At 66.5% G+C, this 15,858-nt stretch carries 18 protein-coding genes; 15 read left to right on the forward strand and 3 right to left on the reverse strand.

Annotated elements, in window-relative coordinates:
* Nucleotides 1-9 precede the first annotated feature (9 nt).
* From nrdR to AC1DEZ_RS21590, 11 genes are all read left to right on the forward strand, one after another.
* Nucleotides 10-504 (forward strand): transcriptional regulator NrdR, encoded by a 495-nt coding sequence (gene nrdR, locus AC1DEZ_RS21540; RefSeq protein ID WP_441512518.1) that lies wholly within the window; start codon nucleotides 10-12, stop codon nucleotides 502-504.
* Nucleotides 497-1,627, forward strand: coding sequence for a bifunctional diaminohydroxyphosphoribosylaminopyrimidine deaminase/5-amino-6-(5-phosphoribosylamino)uracil reductase RibD (gene ribD, locus AC1DEZ_RS21545; RefSeq protein WP_441512519.1), 1,131 nt, complete (start codon nucleotides 497-499; stop codon nucleotides 1,625-1,627). Before nrdR ends, ribD begins: the two co-directional genes overlap by 8 nt.
* Nucleotides 1,627-2,274 carry a riboflavin synthase gene (locus tag AC1DEZ_RS21550; RefSeq protein WP_441512520.1) on the forward strand — a complete coding sequence of 216 codons (648 nt, stop codon included), beginning with the start codon at nucleotides 1,627-1,629 and terminating at the stop codon, nucleotides 2,272-2,274. The genes ribD and AC1DEZ_RS21550 overlap by 1 nt, the downstream gene beginning before the upstream one ends.
* Before the next feature lie 185 nt (nucleotides 2,275-2,459).
* Nucleotides 2,460-2,969: a 6,7-dimethyl-8-ribityllumazine synthase gene (ribH, locus tag AC1DEZ_RS21555; RefSeq protein WP_441512521.1), complete on the forward strand. Its 510-nt coding sequence runs from the start codon at nucleotides 2,460-2,462 to the stop codon at nucleotides 2,967-2,969.
* On the forward strand, nucleotides 2,966-3,433 hold the full coding sequence (gene nusB, locus AC1DEZ_RS21560) for a transcription antitermination factor NusB (RefSeq protein WP_441512522.1): 468 nt from the start codon (nucleotides 2,966-2,968) through the stop codon (nucleotides 3,431-3,433). The genes ribH and nusB overlap by 4 nt, the downstream gene beginning before the upstream one ends.
* Nucleotides 3,433-4,428, forward strand: coding sequence for a thiamine-phosphate kinase (gene thiL / locus AC1DEZ_RS21565; RefSeq protein WP_441512523.1), 996 nt, complete (start codon nucleotides 3,433-3,435; stop codon nucleotides 4,426-4,428). The genes nusB and thiL overlap by 1 nt, the downstream gene beginning before the upstream one ends.
* A gap of 37 nt (nucleotides 4,429-4,465) precedes the next feature.
* Nucleotides 4,466-5,668, forward strand: a complete 1,203-nt coding sequence (locus AC1DEZ_RS21570; protein WP_441512524.1) for an MFS transporter — start codon at nucleotides 4,466-4,468, stop codon at nucleotides 5,666-5,668.
* Nucleotides 5,669-5,699: 31 nt separating this feature from the next.
* Nucleotides 5,700-6,500, forward strand: coding sequence for a (S)-ureidoglycine aminohydrolase (allE, locus tag AC1DEZ_RS21575; protein ID WP_441512525.1), 801 nt, complete (start codon nucleotides 5,700-5,702; stop codon nucleotides 6,498-6,500).
* 212 nt (nucleotides 6,501-6,712) lie between these two features.
* Nucleotides 6,713-8,869 carry a sodium-translocating pyrophosphatase gene (locus AC1DEZ_RS21580; protein ID WP_476780617.1) on the forward strand — a complete coding sequence of 719 codons (2,157 nt, stop codon included), beginning with the start codon at nucleotides 6,713-6,715 and terminating at the stop codon, nucleotides 8,867-8,869.
* 197 nt (nucleotides 8,870-9,066) lie between these two features.
* The gene (locus AC1DEZ_RS21585) at nucleotides 9,067-9,993 is read left to right on the forward strand and encodes a DMT family transporter (protein ID WP_441512527.1); all 927 of its coding nucleotides are present in this window, start codon (nucleotides 9,067-9,069) and stop codon (nucleotides 9,991-9,993) included.
* A gap of 234 nt (nucleotides 9,994-10,227) precedes the next feature.
* Entirely contained in the window at nucleotides 10,228-10,974 is a 747-nt protein-coding gene (locus tag AC1DEZ_RS21590; protein WP_441512528.1) for a class I SAM-dependent methyltransferase, read from the forward strand.
* A gap of 295 nt (nucleotides 10,975-11,269) precedes the next feature.
* Here the strand turns inward: AC1DEZ_RS21590 and AC1DEZ_RS21595 are convergent, their stop codons facing one another.
* Both AC1DEZ_RS21595 and AC1DEZ_RS21600 read right to left on the reverse strand, forming a co-directional pair.
* Nucleotides 11,270-11,893 carry an alpha/beta hydrolase gene (locus tag AC1DEZ_RS21595; protein WP_441512529.1) on the reverse strand — a complete coding sequence of 208 codons (624 nt, stop codon included), beginning with the start codon at nucleotides 11,891-11,893 and terminating at the stop codon, nucleotides 11,270-11,272.
* A gap of 135 nt (nucleotides 11,894-12,028) precedes the next feature.
* Complete coding sequence (locus AC1DEZ_RS21600; RefSeq protein ID WP_441512530.1) at nucleotides 12,029-12,961, reverse strand: ring-cleaving dioxygenase; 933 nt, start codon at nucleotides 12,959-12,961, stop codon at nucleotides 12,029-12,031.
* A gap of 194 nt (nucleotides 12,962-13,155) precedes the next feature.
* On the opposite strand from AC1DEZ_RS21600, the gene AC1DEZ_RS21605 reads away from it, so the two are divergent.
* The 3 genes from AC1DEZ_RS21605 (at nucleotide 13,156) to AC1DEZ_RS21615 (ending at nucleotide 14,832) form a co-directional block, all read left to right on the forward strand.
* A complete protein-coding gene (locus tag AC1DEZ_RS21605) occupies nucleotides 13,156-13,581 on the forward strand; it encodes a DoxX family protein (protein ID WP_441512531.1) in 426 nt (141 codons plus the stop codon).
* Nucleotides 13,582-13,627: 46 nt separating this feature from the next.
* Nucleotides 13,628-14,581 carry a LysR family transcriptional regulator gene (locus tag AC1DEZ_RS21610; protein ID WP_441512532.1) on the forward strand — a complete coding sequence of 318 codons (954 nt, stop codon included), beginning with the start codon at nucleotides 13,628-13,630 and terminating at the stop codon, nucleotides 14,579-14,581.
* Between the two features lie 83 nt (nucleotides 14,582-14,664).
* The gene (locus tag AC1DEZ_RS21615) at nucleotides 14,665-14,832 is read left to right on the forward strand and encodes a hypothetical protein (RefSeq protein WP_441512533.1); all 168 of its coding nucleotides are present in this window, start codon (nucleotides 14,665-14,667) and stop codon (nucleotides 14,830-14,832) included.
* Between the two features lie 10 nt (nucleotides 14,833-14,842).
* On the opposite strand, the gene sugE is transcribed toward AC1DEZ_RS21615, so the two are convergent.
* Nucleotides 14,843-15,160 (reverse strand): quaternary ammonium compound efflux SMR transporter SugE, encoded by a 318-nt coding sequence (sugE, locus tag AC1DEZ_RS21620; RefSeq protein WP_441512534.1) that lies wholly within the window; start codon nucleotides 15,158-15,160, stop codon nucleotides 14,843-14,845.
* 76 nt (nucleotides 15,161-15,236) lie between these two features.
* Between sugE and AC1DEZ_RS21625 the strand changes: the two genes are divergently transcribed.
* Nucleotides 15,237-15,851, forward strand: a complete 615-nt coding sequence (locus AC1DEZ_RS21625; RefSeq protein WP_476780618.1) for a translation initiation factor 2 — start codon at nucleotides 15,237-15,239, stop codon at nucleotides 15,849-15,851.
* Nucleotides 15,852-15,858: the final 7 nt, after the last annotated feature.

Raw genomic sequence — 15,858 nt, forward strand, 5'->3', positions numbered from 1 at the left:
CGAACCGGAATGCGCTGTCCCTATTGCGGCTCCCTCGATACGCAGGTGAAGGACTCCCGTCCCACCGACGACCACGCCTCGATCCGCCGCCGCCGGGTCTGCCCCGATTGCGGCGGCCGCTTTACCACCTTCGAGCGCGTGCAACTGCGCGAATTGACGGTGGTCAAGCGCTCGGGCCGGCGTGCGCCGTTCGATCGGGATAAGCTGGAGACCTCGATTGCGCATGCTCTGCGCAAGCGCCCCGTCGCGCCGGAGCGCATCGAACGCATGGTCAACGGCATCGTCCGCCAGCTTGAGAGCTCGGGCGAGACGGAGATTCCGAGTTCGACCATCGGCGAATTGGTGATGGAGGGGCTGAAGGGCCTCGACGACGTCGCCTATGTCCGCTTCGCTTCGGTCTACAAGAATTTCCGCGAGGCGAAGGACTTCGAGGAACTGCTCGGCCAGCTCGGCACCGTCGAGGAGGAGGGCGTCTCCGCCCCACCGCGCCGCGCCGATGACTGACCGCAGCGCGGTCGATCGCGCCTTCATGGCGCAGGCGCTCGCCTATGGCGCCCGCAATCTCGGCGCGACCTGGCCGAATCCCTCCGTCGGCGCCCTCATCACCCGCGACACCCCCGATGGGCCGATCGTCGTTGCTCGCGGCCTGACCCAGCCCGGTGGGCGGCCGCATGGCGAGGCGCATGCCTTTTCGCGGGCCGGTGCTGCGTCGATGGGTGGCACGCTCTATGTCACGCTCGAACCCTGCTCGCATCGTTCGGTGCGCGGCGGCATTCCCTGTGTCGAACACACCATCCTGTCGGGCGTGAAGCGGGTCGTTTCGGCGATGTCGGACCCCAACCCCTTCATCGCGGGTCTCGGGCATGCGCTGCTGCGCACGGCGGGTATCGAGGTCACCGTCGGCGTGCTTGAGGACGAGGCGCAGCGCGCCCATCGCGGCCATGTCCTGCGCATCACGCAGGGACGGCCCATGGTGACCTTCAAGATCGCCCGCACGGCAGATGGCTATGCCGGGGGGGCAGGGGGCACGCCCATCGCAGTCTCCAGCCCGGTGGCCGGCGGCTGGGTGCATCTGCAGCGCGCCCATCACGATGCGATCATGCTCGGCGTCAACTCGGTGCTCTCGGACGACCCGCAGCTCACCGTGCGCCTGCCCGGTCTGGCCGCGCGCTCGCCGATCCGCGTCATCCTCGACACGCATCTGCGCCTGCCGCTTGACTCGAAGCTCGTGCGCACGGCGCGCGAGGTGCCCGTCTGGATCATCGCGGCAGAGACCGCGCCGGTCGAGCCCGAAGAGGCCCTGGTCGCCGCCGGCGTCGAGGTCATGCGCGTCTCGGCCGGTAGCGACGGCCATCTCGATCTGCGCGAAGCGCTGACGCTGCTGGGCACGCGCGGAATCACCCGCGTCTTCTCGGAGGGCGGCCCGCGCATAGGCGAGAAGCTGGCGCTGGCTGGTCTTGCCGACGAGGTGATCGTCTCCACTTCGCCAAAAACGCTGGGGCAGCCCGGCATCGTTGCCGTGCGTCCGGGGCTTGCCGGGCTGTTGGCCGCGCCCGATCTATACGCCCTTGCCGAGACCGGGCTGATCGGTCAGGACCGTTTCGAGCATTTCGTGAGGAGAGGCTGATGTTCACCGGCATCGTCACCGCCATCGGCGAGGTCGTGGAGGCTGAGCGCAAGGGGCCGAGCCTCAAGCGCTTCGCCATCGCCTGCCCCTATGAGGCGCAAGGCATCGCAATCGGCGCCTCGATCGCCTGCGCTGGCGTCTGCCTGACGGTCACGGCGCTGAGGCCCCGCACGGACGGCGCGATGGGTTGCCTGTTCCAGGTCGAGGCCGCGGCGGAGACGCTGGCGAAGACGACCGTCGGCGATTGGGAGCCGGGCACGCAGGTCAATCTGGAGCGCTCGCTCAAGGTCGGCGAGGAGCTTGGCGGCCATCTCGTCACCGGCCATGTCGACGGTATCGCCCGCATCCTGAAGATCGATGCGATCGAGGCCGACCCGGACGAGCCCTGGGGCGCGACCGCGCGTTTCCACATCCGCGCGCCGCAGGAGCTCGCCCGCTTTATCGCGACCAAGGGCTCGATCTGCCTTGATGGCACCTCGCTGACGGTCAATTCGGTGGAGGACGATGTCTTCACTGTTCTGCTGATTCCGCACTCCTTCGCCGTCACCACCTGGGGACAGCGCAAGGAGGGCGACCCCGTTCATCTCGAGGTCGATCTGATGGCACGGTATGCCGCGCGGCTTGCGGAGGCGCGCCCGCAGGGGTAAGAGCCTGCTTCAACTCAAGAATTCGAGCCCTCATCCTGAGGAACCGCGAAGCGGCGTCTCGACGGATGTTCCAGCCCGCTCTGGATCATCCTTCGAGACGCCATTTCTGTCGAAATGGCTCCTCGTGACGAGCGCTGTGCGGCCCGATCGCGTCGACTGGACCGTGTGCAAGAAGGATAGAAGAAATGGCCGGACCCCGGCAGACCTCGGCCGATAAGGCCGCAACTTCCGCCGTCGAGATCGACGGCGCCCGCGTCCTCGTCGTCGAGGCGCGATTCTATGACAAGCTCGCCGATGAGCTGCTGGCCGGCGCCGTCGCCGTGCTGGAAGAAGCCGGCTGCCGCGTCGATGTCGTCACCGTCCCCGGCGCGCTGGAAATCCCCTCCGCCATCGTCATCGGCCTGCGCGCCGCCGACGAGGCCGTCGATCCCTATGAAGCCGTCGTCGCGCTCGGGACGGTGATCCGCGGCGAGACCGGCCATTACGACATCGTCGCCGGCGAAAGCTCGCGCGCGTTGATGGATCTCTCGGTCGCCTTCGCTCTGCCGCTCGGCAACGGCATTCTGACCGTCGAGAACGACGCTCAGGCCTGGGCCCGTGCCAACCGCTCGGACATGAACAAGGGCGGTGGCGCGGCGGAAGCCGCGCTCGCCGTGCTGCGCTACAAGCGCTCCCTGGTGGAGCAATCGCAATGAGCCGCGCCGAGAAGCGGCGCGGGGCGCGGCTCTCGGTCGTGCAGGCGCTCTACGAGATGGAAATCGGCGGCCGTGGCGTCGTCGAGGCGATGGCCGAGTTCGAGCATTTCTGGATCGGCAAGGAGGTCGAGGAGATCGAGTTGCCGGAGGCGGAGATCGCCTTCTTCCGCGACATTCTCGGCGGCGTCGTCCGTGAGCAGCGCCTGGTTGATCGCACTGTCGACGATTTGCTGGCCAAGGACTGGCCGCTGAAGCGGGTCGAGGCCGTGGTCCGCGCGATCTTGCGCGCCGGCGCCTATGAGCTTGCCTTCCGCAAGGACGTGCCGGCTCGCGCCGTCATTTCCGAATATGTCGCGGTCGCCCGCGCCTTCTACGAGGGCGACGAGATCGGCATGGTCAACGCCGTGCTCGACCGCATGGCCCGCGACTTCCGCGCCGACGAGTTCGACGCACCGGCGGCCTGATGTCCGAAACCTCCCGCCCGGGTGAATTCGAGCTGATCGCCCGCTATTTCGCGCCGATCGCCGGGCCGGGCGGGCTTGGGCTGCTCGATGATGCCGGCCTGCTGCGGCCGGGCCGCGGCTATGAGGTCGTCGTCACGGCCGATGCGCTGGTCGCCGGCGTGCACTTCTTTGCCGACGATCCACCGGAGGCGATTGGCTGGAAGGCACTGGCCGTCAATCTCTCCGATCTCGCGGCCAAGGGCGCGAAGCCCGAGGGCTTCGTCCTCACGCTCGCCTTGCCGCGCGGCTGGACCGAAGCCTGGCTCGCCGGTTTCGTGGCAGGCCTCGCCCGCATCGCCGAAGCCGCCGCCTGCCCGCTGATTGGCGGTGACACCGTCTCGACGGCGGGGCCGCTCACCCTGTCGATCACCGCCTTCGGCACCGTTCCGGCAGGGCGGATGGTCCGGCGCTCCGGCGCGAAGCCGGGGGATGTGGTGCTCGTCTCCGGCACTATGGGAGACGGCGCGCTTGGGCTGAAGGTGCACGGCCCGGACAAACCGGGCTGGGTCGCTGCACTCGTCTCCGAGGACCGCGCCTTCCTCATCGATCGCTATCTGCATCCGCAGTCCCGCCATGCGCTTGCGACGGCGTTGCAGCGCCACGCCTCGGCCGCGATGGACGTCTCGGACGGTCTTGTCGGTGATCTCGCCAAGCTGCTGAGGGCCTCGGGGGTGGGCGCCGAGATCACTCTCGATGCCGTCCCGCTCTCGTCGGCGGTCCGCGCGGCGGTCATGGCCGATCCCGCACTGGCGGAACTGGCCTGGACCGGCGGAGACGACTACGAAATTCTCTGTACGGCCTCAGAAGGGGAATATCCTGCTCTGATCGCGGCGGCAAAGGAGGCAATGCTTCCGCTGACGCCGATCGGGCGGATCACCGCAGAGGCCGGCGTGGTTGAATATCGCGAGAAGGGTGGATTGCGCAGTTTCGCGCAAGGCTCCTTCTCTCACTTCTGACAGCGGCGCGTCACTGCGACCGCGAGGCGGCATTGTGATGAACCAGCATGTTCCGGTCCTCGATGGCGACAGGCTCGCGAAGCGCAATGCTCTGGTGCTGGCCGGCGCACAGGCGCTCGGCGGTGCCAATCCCGCGATCATCGTTTCTCTCGGCGGCATCGTCGGCGCGCAGCTCGTCGCCGACCAGGCCTTCGCGACGGTGCCGGTCAGCCTGCTTCAGCTCGGCATCGCCGTCGGAGTAATTCCGGCTGCGATGGTGATGCGAAGCATCGGGCGGCGCAGCGGCTATCTGATCGGCGCGCTCGTCGGCGCAACGGGAGCGAGCCTCGCCGCCGGCGGTGCGACGCTGCGCCTGTTCTGGCTGTTCTGCATCGGCACATTTGTCTGCGGGCTCTACGGCTCCTTCGTCCAGAGCTATCGCTTCGCCGCGGCCGATACGGCGAGCGAGGAATTTCGGCCCCGCGCCATTTCCTGGGTGATGTTCGGCGGTCTTGCCGCCGGCATCATCGGGCCGCAATCGGTCTATTGGACACGCGATCTCACGCCTTCGGCCCCGTTCGCGGCGAGCTTCCTCGCGCAGGGCGTCTTGGCGCTGATCGCCATCCTGATCGTCTCCCGCCTCCGTGCACCGCGGGTTGCGGCCGTCCGTTCCGGTGGCGGGCGCCCGCTCGGCGAAATCATGCGTCAACCGAAGTTCATCGCCTCCGTCACCGCCTCGCTGGTTGCGTATGGGTTGATGAGCTTCGTGATGACGGCTGCGCCGATGGCGATGGTTGCCTGCGGTCATTCGGTCGGCGATGCCGCCCTCGGCATCCAATGGCATGTGCTCTCGATGTTCGGGCCGAGCTTCTTCACCGGCCGGCTGATCGCCCGCTTCGGCAAGGGCACGATCACATCCGTCGGTCTCGTGCTGACGGCACTGGCTGCCGTCGTCGGCCTCACCGGTCTCAGTGTCGGTCATTTCTGGCTGGCCCTGATCCTCCTCGGCCTCGGCTGGAATTTCGGCTTCATCGGCGCGACTGCCCTGGTGACCGATTGCTACCGGCCGGAGGAGCGGGTGAAGGTGCAGGCGGCCAACGACTTCCTCGTCTTCGGCTCGGTCGCCATCGCCTCCTTCTCGGCTGGCGGGCTGCTCAGCCATGGCGGCTGGGACAGCGTGAACTGGCTCGTCTTCCCGCCTGTTGCAATCGCGCTGGCGATGGTGGCCTGGGCGCGTCTCCAGCGTCCGGCCGTCGCCTGAGGGGCGAGGCGCTTTCTTCCGGGAGTTTCCGATGAGCAACCGCGCGTTTCCCCCCGCGACCGGCCGCGTGCCGCCGGGAGCGATTGGCCATAATCGCGGCGTCGTACGCCCCAACTATGCGTTCATGCCGCCGGAAGGCGTGCTGATCAGCCGCCTGCCGCAATATAAGGACACCATCGTCCGCGTGCTCGCCGCCCCGGTCCTTGGCGCAGCCTTCGCCCAATATGTTCTCGAAATCGCGCCGGGCGGCGGCACGCCGGCTTCTTTCGGCGAGGATGGCGTCCAGCACTTCTTCTACGTCCTGTCCGGCGAGGTCGCCTTGTCCATCGACGGCGCGGCGGCAGGGGGGCTGGCACCGGGCGGCTTCGCCTATCTCCCGCCGGCGACGCTATTCACGCTGCGCAACGAGAGCGGGGGACCGGCGCGCGTTCTTGCGCTCCGCAAGCGCTACGAGCCGGCCCCCGGCCTCGCCGTGCCCGAGCCGATCCTGTCGCATCAGGACGCCGTGCCGATGACGAATCACACCGGCAAGGAAGGGCGCGGCTTCCAGTTCCTGCTGCCCTATGGCGACATGCGATTCGACTTCGAGATGAACCTGATGTGGTTCAAGCCTGGAGTCTGCTTCCCGGCAGTCGAGACGCATGTGATGGAGCACGGCCTCTACATGCTGGAAGGGCAGGGGCTCTACTTGCTCGGCGAAGAATGGCACGAGATCTGGGCGCAGGATTTCATCTGGATGGGCGGCTATTGCCCCCAGCAATTCTATCCGACCGGCCAAGACGACGCCTGCTATCTGCTCTACAAGAACGTCAACCGCGACGTCGCACTCTGAGGCGCGACAAGGCTCGCCTGACATTCGACGAAATTTGTAAGCGTGGCCGTTTGCGCTCTTCGCCGAAACTTGCCACAAATTCGCCTGACACTGGCGACGCGGAGCGGGCCTTGTAGTCTTCAGGGCCCGTTTTTCGTTGCCTGACGTCCAACGCTGCAAAAGAGGAGCGGCAGCGCTCCCGACGGCTCGGAAGCTCAAGGTCAGGAAAACGAATGTCAGCTCTGCTTCTCATCATCATATTGAGTGCGCTGTCGATAGCCTACGGCATCTGGGCCTATGGCGACGTGATGAAGCGCGATGCCGGCAACCAGCGCATGCAGGAGATTTCCGGCGCGGTGGCCGAGGGCGCGCAAGCCTATCTCAAGCGCCAATATCTCACGATTTCCATGGTCGGAATCGTGCTTTTTCTCGTTCTCGCGTGGCTGCTCGGCAAATGGGTGGCGATCGGTTTCCTGATCGGTTCGGTGCTTTCGGGCACGGCCGGCTTCATCGGCATGAACGTTTCGGTGCGCGCCAACGTCCGCACGGCCCAGGCCGCGATGAAGTCGCTGGGCGAGGGCCTCGACGTCGCCTTCAAGGCCGGCGCGGTCACCGGCATGCTGGTGGCTGGCCTCGCGCTGCTCGGCGTTGCCGTCTATTACGGCGTCCTGACATCCTATCTCGGTTTCGAGCCCTCCAGCCGCACGGTGATCGATTCGCTGGTGGCGCTCGGCTTCGGCGCCTCGTTGATCTCGATCTTCGCCCGTCTCGGCGGCGGCATCTTCACCAAGGGCGCTGACGTCGGCGCCGACCTCGTCGGCAAGGTCGAGGCCGGTATCCCCGAAGATGACCCGCGCAACCCTGCGACCATCGCGGACAATGTCGGCGACAATGTCGGCGACTGCGCCGGCATGGCCGCCGACCTGTTCGAGACCTATGCGGTGACGCTGGTCGCGACCATGGTGCTCGCCGCGATCTTCTTCGCCGGCCAGCCAGTGTTGGGCACAATGATGCTCTATCCGATGGCGATCGGTGCGGCCTGCATCGTCACCTCGATCATCGGCACCTTCTTCGTGAAGCTCGGTGCCAACCAGTCGATCATGGGCGCGCTCTACAAGGGCTTCATCGCCGCGGGCGTGCTCTCCGTCGGTGCGATCGCGGTGGTCAACTATCTGATGTTCGGCGGCTTCTCGGCCTCCTTCACCACCGTGCAGGGCGTCAGCTTCACTTCAGGCAATCTCTTCGGCTGCGCGCTGGTCGGCCTCGCCGTGACGCTCTGCATCGTCATCATCACCGAATACTATACCGGCACCGGCAAGCGCCCGGTCGTCTCGATCGCCCAGGCATCGGTCACCGGCCATGGCACCAACGTCATCCAGGGTCTCGCGGTCTCGCTGGAATCGACCGCTGCGCCGGTCATCGTCATCGTCGCCGGCATCATCGTCGCCTACAGCCTGGCCGGCCTGTTCGGCATCGCCATCGCCACGACCGCCATGCTCGCGCTGGCCGGCGTGGTCGTGGCGCTCGATGCCTTCGGCCCGGTCACCGACAATGCCGGCGGCATTGCCGAGATGGCGGGCCTGCCCAAGGAAGTCCGCCACTCCACCGACGCGCTCGATGCGGTCGGCAACACCACCAAGGCCGTCACCAAGGGCTACGCGATCGGCTCCGCCGGCCTCGGCGCCCTCGTGCTGTTCGCCGCCTATACCTCGGACCTGAAYTTCTTCRTSGCCGAGGCCAACAAGGCRGGCTCGACCASCTTCCAGTACTTCAAGGGCGTCACAGTCGATTTCTCGCTGTCGAACCCCTTCGTCGTCGTCGGGCTGCTCCTCGGCGGACTCATCCCCTTCCTCTTCGGCGGCATGGGCATGACTGCCGTCGGACGTGCCGCCGGTTCGGTGGTGGAGGAGGTGCGCAGGCAGTTCCGCGAGAAGCCCGGCATCATGGAGGGCAAGGACCGGCCGGATTACGGCCGCGCCGTCGACATGCTGACCCGGGCCGCGATCAGGGAGATGATCATCCCCTCGCTGCTGCCGGTCCTGGCGCCGGTCGTGACCTTCTTCGTCATCAACGCCATCGCCGGCAAGAACCAGGCCTTCGCTGCCGTCGGTGCCATGCTGCTGGGCGTCATTGTCACCGGCATCTTCGTCGCGATCTCGATGACCTCGGGCGGCGGCGCCTGGGACAACGCCAAGAAGAGCTTCGAGGACGGCTTCGTCGACAAGGACGGCGTGCGCCATATGAAGGGCTCGGAGGCGCATAAGGCCTCGGTCACAGGCGACACCGTCGGCGACCCCTACAAGGACACGGCGGGCCCCGCCGTGAACCCGGCGATCAAGATCACGAACATCATCGCCCTGCTGCTGCTGGCGATCCTGGCGCATTCCTGACCGAAGGCGTCGTCGTGACGACCGAACCCGCGGCGAAAGCCGCGGGTTCTTCTTTTCTAGCAAAGGCTTATCGGGTGCGATTGATTCAATCCCATAGGCCGTTGAATCACGCTCTGAAGCTACGGCCGAAACCGTAGTGTTGCCGCATGCTGTCGCGCAGAGTTGCTGGCATGGTCTCGCCAACCCGAGGAGAGATCATGTCCACGCAAGCGCTCGATAGCCCGGCCGCCGTGCCGAACCGCTCCACCGAACTTGCCCTGCTGCTCGTGCTCGCCACGCTCTGGGGCGGTTCCTACACCTTCATCAAAATCGGCGTGGAGACGATTCCGCCGTTGACCCTGATCGCCGCGCGCACCTTGATAGCAGGCCTGATCCTGCTTGCCGTCATTCGCTGGCGTGGCTTGCGGATGCCGCGGGATGCGGCGTCATGGCAGCGCTTTCTGACGCAGGCCCTGCTCAACAGCGTCGTGCCATTCACCCTGATCGCCTGGGCCGAGCGCAGCGTCGATGCTGGCCTCGCTTCGATTCTCAACGGCACCACGCCGGTTTTCGTCTTCCTGATCTCGCTGGTGTTGAAGCCGGGCCAGCGCCCGGATTGGCGCAAGGGAATCGGGGTCGTCGCCGGCATTGCCGGCGTCAGCTTGATCGTCGGCGTCGACGCCTTCTCCGGCCTCGGCCATGCCGTCCTGCCGCAACTTGCCATCGTCGCGGCGACCGTCGCCTATGCCTGCGCGGCCCTGTTCGGGCGCAATTTCGCCGGCATGGACCCGCTGCTGCCGGCTGCGGGCTCGATGCTGGCTGGCACGGCTCTGCTCATCCCGGCGGCGCTGGTCGTGGATCGGCCCTGGACGCTGGCGCCATCGCAGGAATCGATCCTGGCGCTGCTGGCGCTCTCGGTCTTCTCGACGGCGCTCGCCTTCGCGATCTATTTCCGCCTGATCCGCTCGCTCGGCTCGGTCGGGACGACGGCCGTGTCCTATCTGCGCGTGCCGATCGGCGTGGCCATCGGCATAGGCTTCCTGGGGGAGAGGCTGAGCTCGACGGCCTGGACCGGCCTCGGCCTCGTCGTGCTCGGAGTGGTGGCGATGACATTGCCCGAACGGCGCGCGGACACGCCGCGCTGAGCCCGGCTTGTGCCGTTCGTTGGGGATACCTCATGCGGAGAGGCCTTGCCGCAGGTGACCGCAACCCTTCGGTTAACCTTGGATTAAGGCTAGGATTGCAGGCGTCTTAGGGCAGGGCCATTTTACATGCCGAAGCGTGGGCACACGGAGGCGAAGGCAAGCATGTCCCTGGCAAGCACGGCACCGGCTCGCTTGCAGCCGGCCTCGCAAGCGTCCGGTCCCGCAACGGGCTCGATGGCCGAGTACTTTGACCGCATTGCGCCGGACTGGCACTCGCAATGGGCATGGGACAATTACGAGCCGACGATCCTCGCCTTGGCGCGCCAGTTCGGCCTGCGCCGCATCTGCGAGATCGGCGGCGGGCGCGATCCGCTGTTCACGAGGGAGCAGGCGGGAGCTGCCGGCATCGAATTCATCGTCAATGATATCGACGCCGGCGAGCTCGCCTTGACGCCCCCGGGCCTGAAGACGGCCTGCTTCGATATCTCCGGCGATCTTTCGGAGCCGGATGTCGCGCGCGGAAGCTACGACATGATGGTCTCGCGCATGGTCTTCGAGCATATCGACGGCGTCGAGCAGGCCTGGCGCAACATCCACGCGCTGCTAGCGCCAGGCGGTGTCGCGCTCGCCTTCTTCCCGACATTGTGGGCGCCGGTCTTCGCTCTGAACCATATCCTGCCGGAGACGGCCTCACGGGCCATTGTTCACGCGCTCTTTCCGGCGCGGCGCGACGGCGGAGGCGACCCGAAATTTCCGGCTCTCTATGATTGGTGCCGCGGCAATCCGGCACTGCTCACACCCATGCTGAACCGGGCGGGCTTCACCGATGTCCACATCCAGCGCTTCTGGGGGCATGGCTATTTCGATCGCATGCCCGGCCTGAAGCAGCTCGACCATGCCTTCAATGCGCTGGCGGCTCGGACAGGCTGGAGCTTCGTCACGACCTACGCCTATGCCGTCGTGCGCAAGGACAGGGGTTGAAGCAGCCGCAGATAGGCCTTTTGACGATGAAACCGGCCTGAAAGCGTGGTTGTCCACGCTTAACGGGGCGATACTGCTTGCCAACTAACCTAACGCTAGGTCACCATCGGCCGTTGTCGCGTTGATGGGAGTCGGTCATGCACGCTCTATCGCGTACGTCGGATATTCCACTTTCGAGCCACCGCGCCATGTTGCTGCGCGCGCTTGTCGTCGTTGCCGTGGCCTTGGCGATCATCGTTCCGCTCACGGGCTGACGATACCAGCCGAAGCGGCGGCGGGAAAACCCGCCGCCTTCTCAGACCCGCGCCAGCCAGTCGCGCAGCAAGCCGAGATCGGCCTGTCCGAGGCCATGCCCGGCCGGCAGCACGCGATGCTCGACCTGCGCGCCGCTGTCCTCGAGCTGGCAGGCCAGGCCATCGGCATTGGCCGCCGGCACGATCGGATCGAGCGCTCCGGAGAGGATCAGCACGGGCTTGCCGTTGAGGCTGCCGCGTGGTGCATCCGCGAAGGGCATCATCGCGCGTAGCAGCGCCGCGCCGGCCAGAGCTTCCGGACGCTGCAGCAACATCGCCGCCGCGATATTGGCGCCGTTCGAGAAGCCAAGCGCGATCGGGGCGGGAAGGCCGTAACGCTCCCGCGCCTGCAGCACGAAATCCGCCAGCTCGTCCGTGCGGCGACGCAGATCGACCTCGTCGAAGACACCTTCCGCGAGTCGGCGAAAGAAGCGCGGGGCCGCGCCTTCCAACACCTTGCCGCGTGGCGAAAGCAGGCTCGCGCCCGGCGCGACCGTGCGGCCGAGCGAGAGGAGATCGCGTTCGTCGCCGCCGGTGCCGTGCAGCAACAGCAGCGGTTTGCGGGTGGGATCACTGCCCTCCTCGAAGACATGGATGAAGTCCGTATCGGTCTTCGTATCGCTCATGGTCATTCTCCCTTCGGAAAGCGGAGCCGTCCTGCCCCCGACAAGGGCGGGCAGGGCGGTGGGATTGCGGGCCGGGCCATCCGCCTCGCATGATCGCCTGCCGCCCGCCGATTGCGGCCGGGCGGCAGGATGTCGTCAGGCAAGCTCCGGCAGAACCGCTTCGATCTGCTTGCGATGGGCCTCGAGGCCGGCAGGCAGCTTCAGCGACCGCCCGAGCTCGGCAGCCGGCTCGTCGACCGCGAAGCCGGGGATGTCGGTCGCGATTTCGAACAGGACATGGCCGGGCTCACGGAAGTAGACCGAGCGGAAGTAGTTCCGGTCGCGCTGCTCCGTGGTGCGGATGCCGTGGTTCTCGCCGAGGCGACGCACCATCTCCTCCTGTACGGCGTCGTCGCCGGCCCGGAAGGCGATGTGGTGCACCGAGCCTGCGCCCTGGCGGGCCGGCAGGAATCCGCCGGCAACGCGCAGGTCGATCACGCCGCCGATCGCGGTCCCCTTGGCCTCGTAGCGGATCAGCGTGCCCTCGCGAGCCGCTTCGGTGAAGCCGAAGACGTCGCTCAGGATTGCACCCGTCGGGGCCGCATCGGCCAGCAGCAGGCTGACGCTGTGGAAGCCGCGGATGGCGTTCTCCGGCGCGATGTTGCCCTCGGACCAGGCCGGCTCCTTTTCGACGCCGGGCAGGCCGACGAGGGCGAGCCTCATCCCGTCCGGATCGCGGAAGCTGAGCACACTTTCGCCGAAGCGCTTGGCGGGCGCTTCATGCGGCACGCCCAGCTCGACGAAGCGGTGAGCCCAGAAGCCGATCGAGCCTTCGGGAACCCGGAAGACGGTCTCCTGGGTCTCGCCGACGCCGAGCCGGCCCGGAGCGGCATGCTCCCACGGAAAGAAGGTCAGGATCGAGCCCGGCGCCGCATCGGCATCACCGAAGTAGAGGTGATAGGTGCCGGGATCATCGAAATTCACCGTCTTCTTGACGAGGCGCAGGCCGAGCACGCGGGTGTAGAAGTCGAGATTGCGGCGGGCGGGGCCGGAAATGGCGGTGACGTGGTGAAGACCGTTGGTCTGCATGGTGAATGTCCTCCGGATAATGCGGGGCGGCTGCCCTGTTGGCCGAAAGATTGGCCCGGAACCGCAAAAGCGCCAGAGGTAATTCATTGCATTGTTGCAATGTAAGATGCATCGATTTACAATTTGATTTGCGTGCGTGCTCATCCAAAATCCTGACCCGAGACCAACCGGTCCCGTTCTCAGGAGACACCACCATGATCGACTCTCGTCTTGCTCCTTACGGCGCCCTCAGCCTGCGCGTCGCGCTCGGCCTGATGTTCATCGCCCACGCCTATCTGAAGCTCGTGATCTTCACCCCTGCGGGCTTCACCGGTTTCCTCGGCCAGGTCGGCCTGCCGGGCGCTCTCGCCTGGCCGATCATGCTCGCGGAGCTGCTCGGCGGCATCGCCATCCTCCTCGGCTTCTACGGCCGCTATGTCTCGCTGGCGCTCATCCCGATCCTGCTCGGCGCCCTCTCGGTGCACGCCCCGAACGGCTGGGTCTTCAACGCTCCGAATGGCGGTTGGGAATACCCCGCTTTCCTGGCGCTCACCGCTTTCGCCCATGCCCTCATCGGCGACGGCGCGCTGGCGCTGAAGTCCGGTCGCAGCGATTGGCAGGCGAAGCCCGCCATTGCCTGAGCCGACGGCACTTGCTGGGATCGAAACCTTGGCCAAGAGTGCGCGGATGAATCAATCCGCGACACCCTTGGCCTGGGACGATTTTCGCCTGATCAAGGCCATCGCCGAGAAGCGAGCGCTGCCGGCAGCCGCCGCGGCGCTCGGCGTCAATCACTCCACCGTCTTCCGCCGCCTCGGCCAGATCGAGGAGGCGCTTGGCGTCAGGCTGTTCGAGCGCCACCGCAGCGGCTATGTCGCGACGCCGACCGGCGAGGAGATGGTCCAGCTCGCGGGGCGCGTCGACGACGACATCACCGCCTTCGCCCGCAAGCTCGCCGGGCAGGAGATCAAGCCCGCTGGCGAGTTGCGCGTTGCCACCAACGATTCCCTGTTGGTCGACCTGCTGACGCCGCTCTTCGCGCAGTTTCTCCGGCAATGCCCGGATATCCGGCTGGACATGCTGATCGGCAATCAGGCGGCCAATCTGTCCAAGCGCGACGCCGATGTCGCGATCCGCGCCACCGACAATCCGCCGGAGACGCTGGTCGGCCGCAAGCCTGCCCGCATCGCCTGGGCGCTCTATGGCCGTGCCGCCGATTTTTCCGATACCGAGCTGCCGGGCGTGGAAAGCCTGTGGGAGCGCAGCTGGATTTCGCTCGGCGAGCAGTTCACCATGCTGAGCGCCGTCCGCTACCTTGCCCGCCATGTCGCGCCCGAACGCGTGGTCTACAAGCTCAACACGGTGCTGGGGCTCGCGGAGGCGGTCGAAGCCGGCATCGGGGTGGGCTTCCTGCCCTGCTTTATCGGCGACACCCGCCCGGGCCTGACCCGGCTGGCGCCGCCCGATCCCGAACTATCGGCCGATCTGTGGCTGCTGACCCATCCGGATCTGCGGCACACGCCCAGGGTTCGGCTGTTCCTCGATTTTCTTGCCGCCGAGGTCGCGAAGCTGCGGCCGCTGATCGAGGGCGCACTCCCGATCGGGCGCAACCCGCCGCCGAAGGAACTGCCTGCAGAGTAAGGCGCCTGATCGGAGGGGCAGGGCGGCGCTTCGAAGCGGCGGGCGGATTGCCGTGCGACCAATGCGCGGGCTACGATCCCGTCATGGAGATCCTGGTCCCTCTCGTCATCGGCCTGAGCCTGATCTGGTTGATCGGCCGGGGCGTGCCGTGGAATGCGAAGCTGATGACGATCGTGGTTACGCTCGCGATCGTCATCCTGATCGTCGCGCTGGATCGCGGGGGCTACTGGCCCGAGGCTTGGCGCCGCTGAGCCGGCGCCCTCAGGGCGAAACCAGCTTGAGCCCGGCGATGCCGGCGACGATCAGGCCGATGCAGAGGAGCCGCAGGACGGTCGCAGGCTCGCCGAGCAGGATGATGCCGAGGATTGCCGTTCCGATCGTGCCGATGCCCGTCCACACCGCATAGGCGGTGCCGACCGGCAGAGACTTCAGCGCCAGGCCGAGAAGTCCGAGGCTGACGACCATGCTGATCGCGGTGAACAGCGTCGGCACGAGCCGGGTGAAGCCTTGCGTGTATTTCAGGCCGATCGCCCAGCCGACCTCGAACAGACCCGCGACAAAGAGATAGAGCCAAGGCATTCCGGCACTCCCAAGCGATGTGGCGCTGCCGTCCGCGCCCGATGGGAGCGAGCGAGCCGATTTTCGGACTTGAGCTATGTTGCAGGCCGATGACGTCAACCGGGAGAAACTGGCGTGTGTGCAAGTTGTGCACAGCTGGCTTGCACGCAAGGCTTGCACGTCTCCTTGTGCCCCACCTAGCTGTCATGTGGGGTTGAAGGGGGCTAACATGCTGAAAATAAATGTTCTTGTAGCGGCCGCCGCAGCGGCCGCGCTGGGCGGTTGCGCGACGGTTACGCGGGGAACGACGAGCCAGGTGACGATCACGAGCGAGCCGGCGGGAGCTGAGGCGCGGTCGTCCCTCGGGCACGCTTGCACGGCCACGCCCTGTACCTGGGAGGTGAGCCGCAAATCGGAATTCGTCGTCAATTTTACGAAGAATGGCTATGAAGACGTTCAGGTTCCGGTTTCGACGCGCATCGCAGAGGCAGGTGCCGTGGGCTTCGCCGGGAATGTTCTCGTCGGCGGCCTCGTCGGCATGGGCGTCGATGCCGCAACCGGCTCTACCTTGGAGCATTATCCAAACCCGGTGTTGGCGAGCCTGGTGCCGCAAAAGAAGGCCGCAACTGCCCGGCATCGGAAACACAAGCCGGTCGCCCGCCGCGAGCGCACCGAAACGCCGGGTGCCGATGACGGAACGCCGCAAAGCTGACTGACGG

This window comes from Allobosea sp. 10L422 (genome assembly GCF_056395345.1).

What these genes read in the sequence shown, in the direction of transcription:
- nrdR (WP_441512518.1), top strand. Translation starts at nt 10, where the DNA reads ATGCGCTGTCCCTATTGCGGCTCCCTCGATACGCAGGTGAAGGACTCC.
- ribD (WP_441512519.1), top strand. Translation starts at nt 497, where the DNA reads ATGACTGACCGCAGCGCGGTCGATCGCGCCTTCATGGCGCAGGCGCTC.
- AC1DEZ_RS21550 (WP_441512520.1), top strand. Translation starts at nt 1,627, where the DNA reads ATGTTCACCGGCATCGTCACCGCCATCGGCGAGGTCGTGGAGGCTGAG.
- ribH (WP_441512521.1), top strand. Translation starts at nt 2,460, where the DNA reads ATGGCCGGACCCCGGCAGACCTCGGCCGATAAGGCCGCAACTTCCGCC.
- nusB (WP_441512522.1), top strand. Translation starts at nt 2,966, where the DNA reads ATGAGCCGCGCCGAGAAGCGGCGCGGGGCGCGGCTCTCGGTCGTGCAG.
- thiL (WP_441512523.1), top strand. Translation starts at nt 3,433, where the DNA reads ATGTCCGAAACCTCCCGCCCGGGTGAATTCGAGCTGATCGCCCGCTAT.
- AC1DEZ_RS21570 (WP_441512524.1), top strand. Translation starts at nt 4,466, where the DNA reads ATGAACCAGCATGTTCCGGTCCTCGATGGCGACAGGCTCGCGAAGCGC.
- allE (WP_441512525.1), top strand. Translation starts at nt 5,700, where the DNA reads ATGAGCAACCGCGCGTTTCCCCCCGCGACCGGCCGCGTGCCGCCGGGA.
- AC1DEZ_RS21585 (WP_441512527.1), top strand. Translation starts at nt 9,067, where the DNA reads ATGTCCACGCAAGCGCTCGATAGCCCGGCCGCCGTGCCGAACCGCTCC.
- AC1DEZ_RS21590 (WP_441512528.1), top strand. Translation starts at nt 10,228, where the DNA reads ATGGCCGAGTACTTTGACCGCATTGCGCCGGACTGGCACTCGCAATGG.
- AC1DEZ_RS21595 (WP_441512529.1), bottom strand. Translation starts at nt 11,893, where the DNA reads ATGAGCGATACGAAGACCGATACGGACTTCATCCATGTCTTCGAGGAG.
- AC1DEZ_RS21600 (WP_441512530.1), bottom strand. Translation starts at nt 12,961, where the DNA reads ATGCAGACCAACGGTCTTCACCACGTCACCGCCATTTCCGGCCCCGCC.
- AC1DEZ_RS21605 (WP_441512531.1), top strand. Translation starts at nt 13,156, where the DNA reads ATGATCGACTCTCGTCTTGCTCCTTACGGCGCCCTCAGCCTGCGCGTC.
- AC1DEZ_RS21610 (WP_441512532.1), top strand. Translation starts at nt 13,628, where the DNA reads ATGAATCAATCCGCGACACCCTTGGCCTGGGACGATTTTCGCCTGATC.
- AC1DEZ_RS21615 (WP_441512533.1), top strand. Translation starts at nt 14,665, where the DNA reads ATGGAGATCCTGGTCCCTCTCGTCATCGGCCTGAGCCTGATCTGGTTG.
- sugE (WP_441512534.1), bottom strand. Translation starts at nt 15,160, where the DNA reads ATGCCTTGGCTCTATCTCTTTGTCGCGGGTCTGTTCGAGGTCGGCTGG.
- AC1DEZ_RS21625 (WP_476780618.1), top strand. Translation starts at nt 15,237, where the DNA reads ATGTTGCAGGCCGATGACGTCAACCGGGAGAAACTGGCGTGTGTGCAA.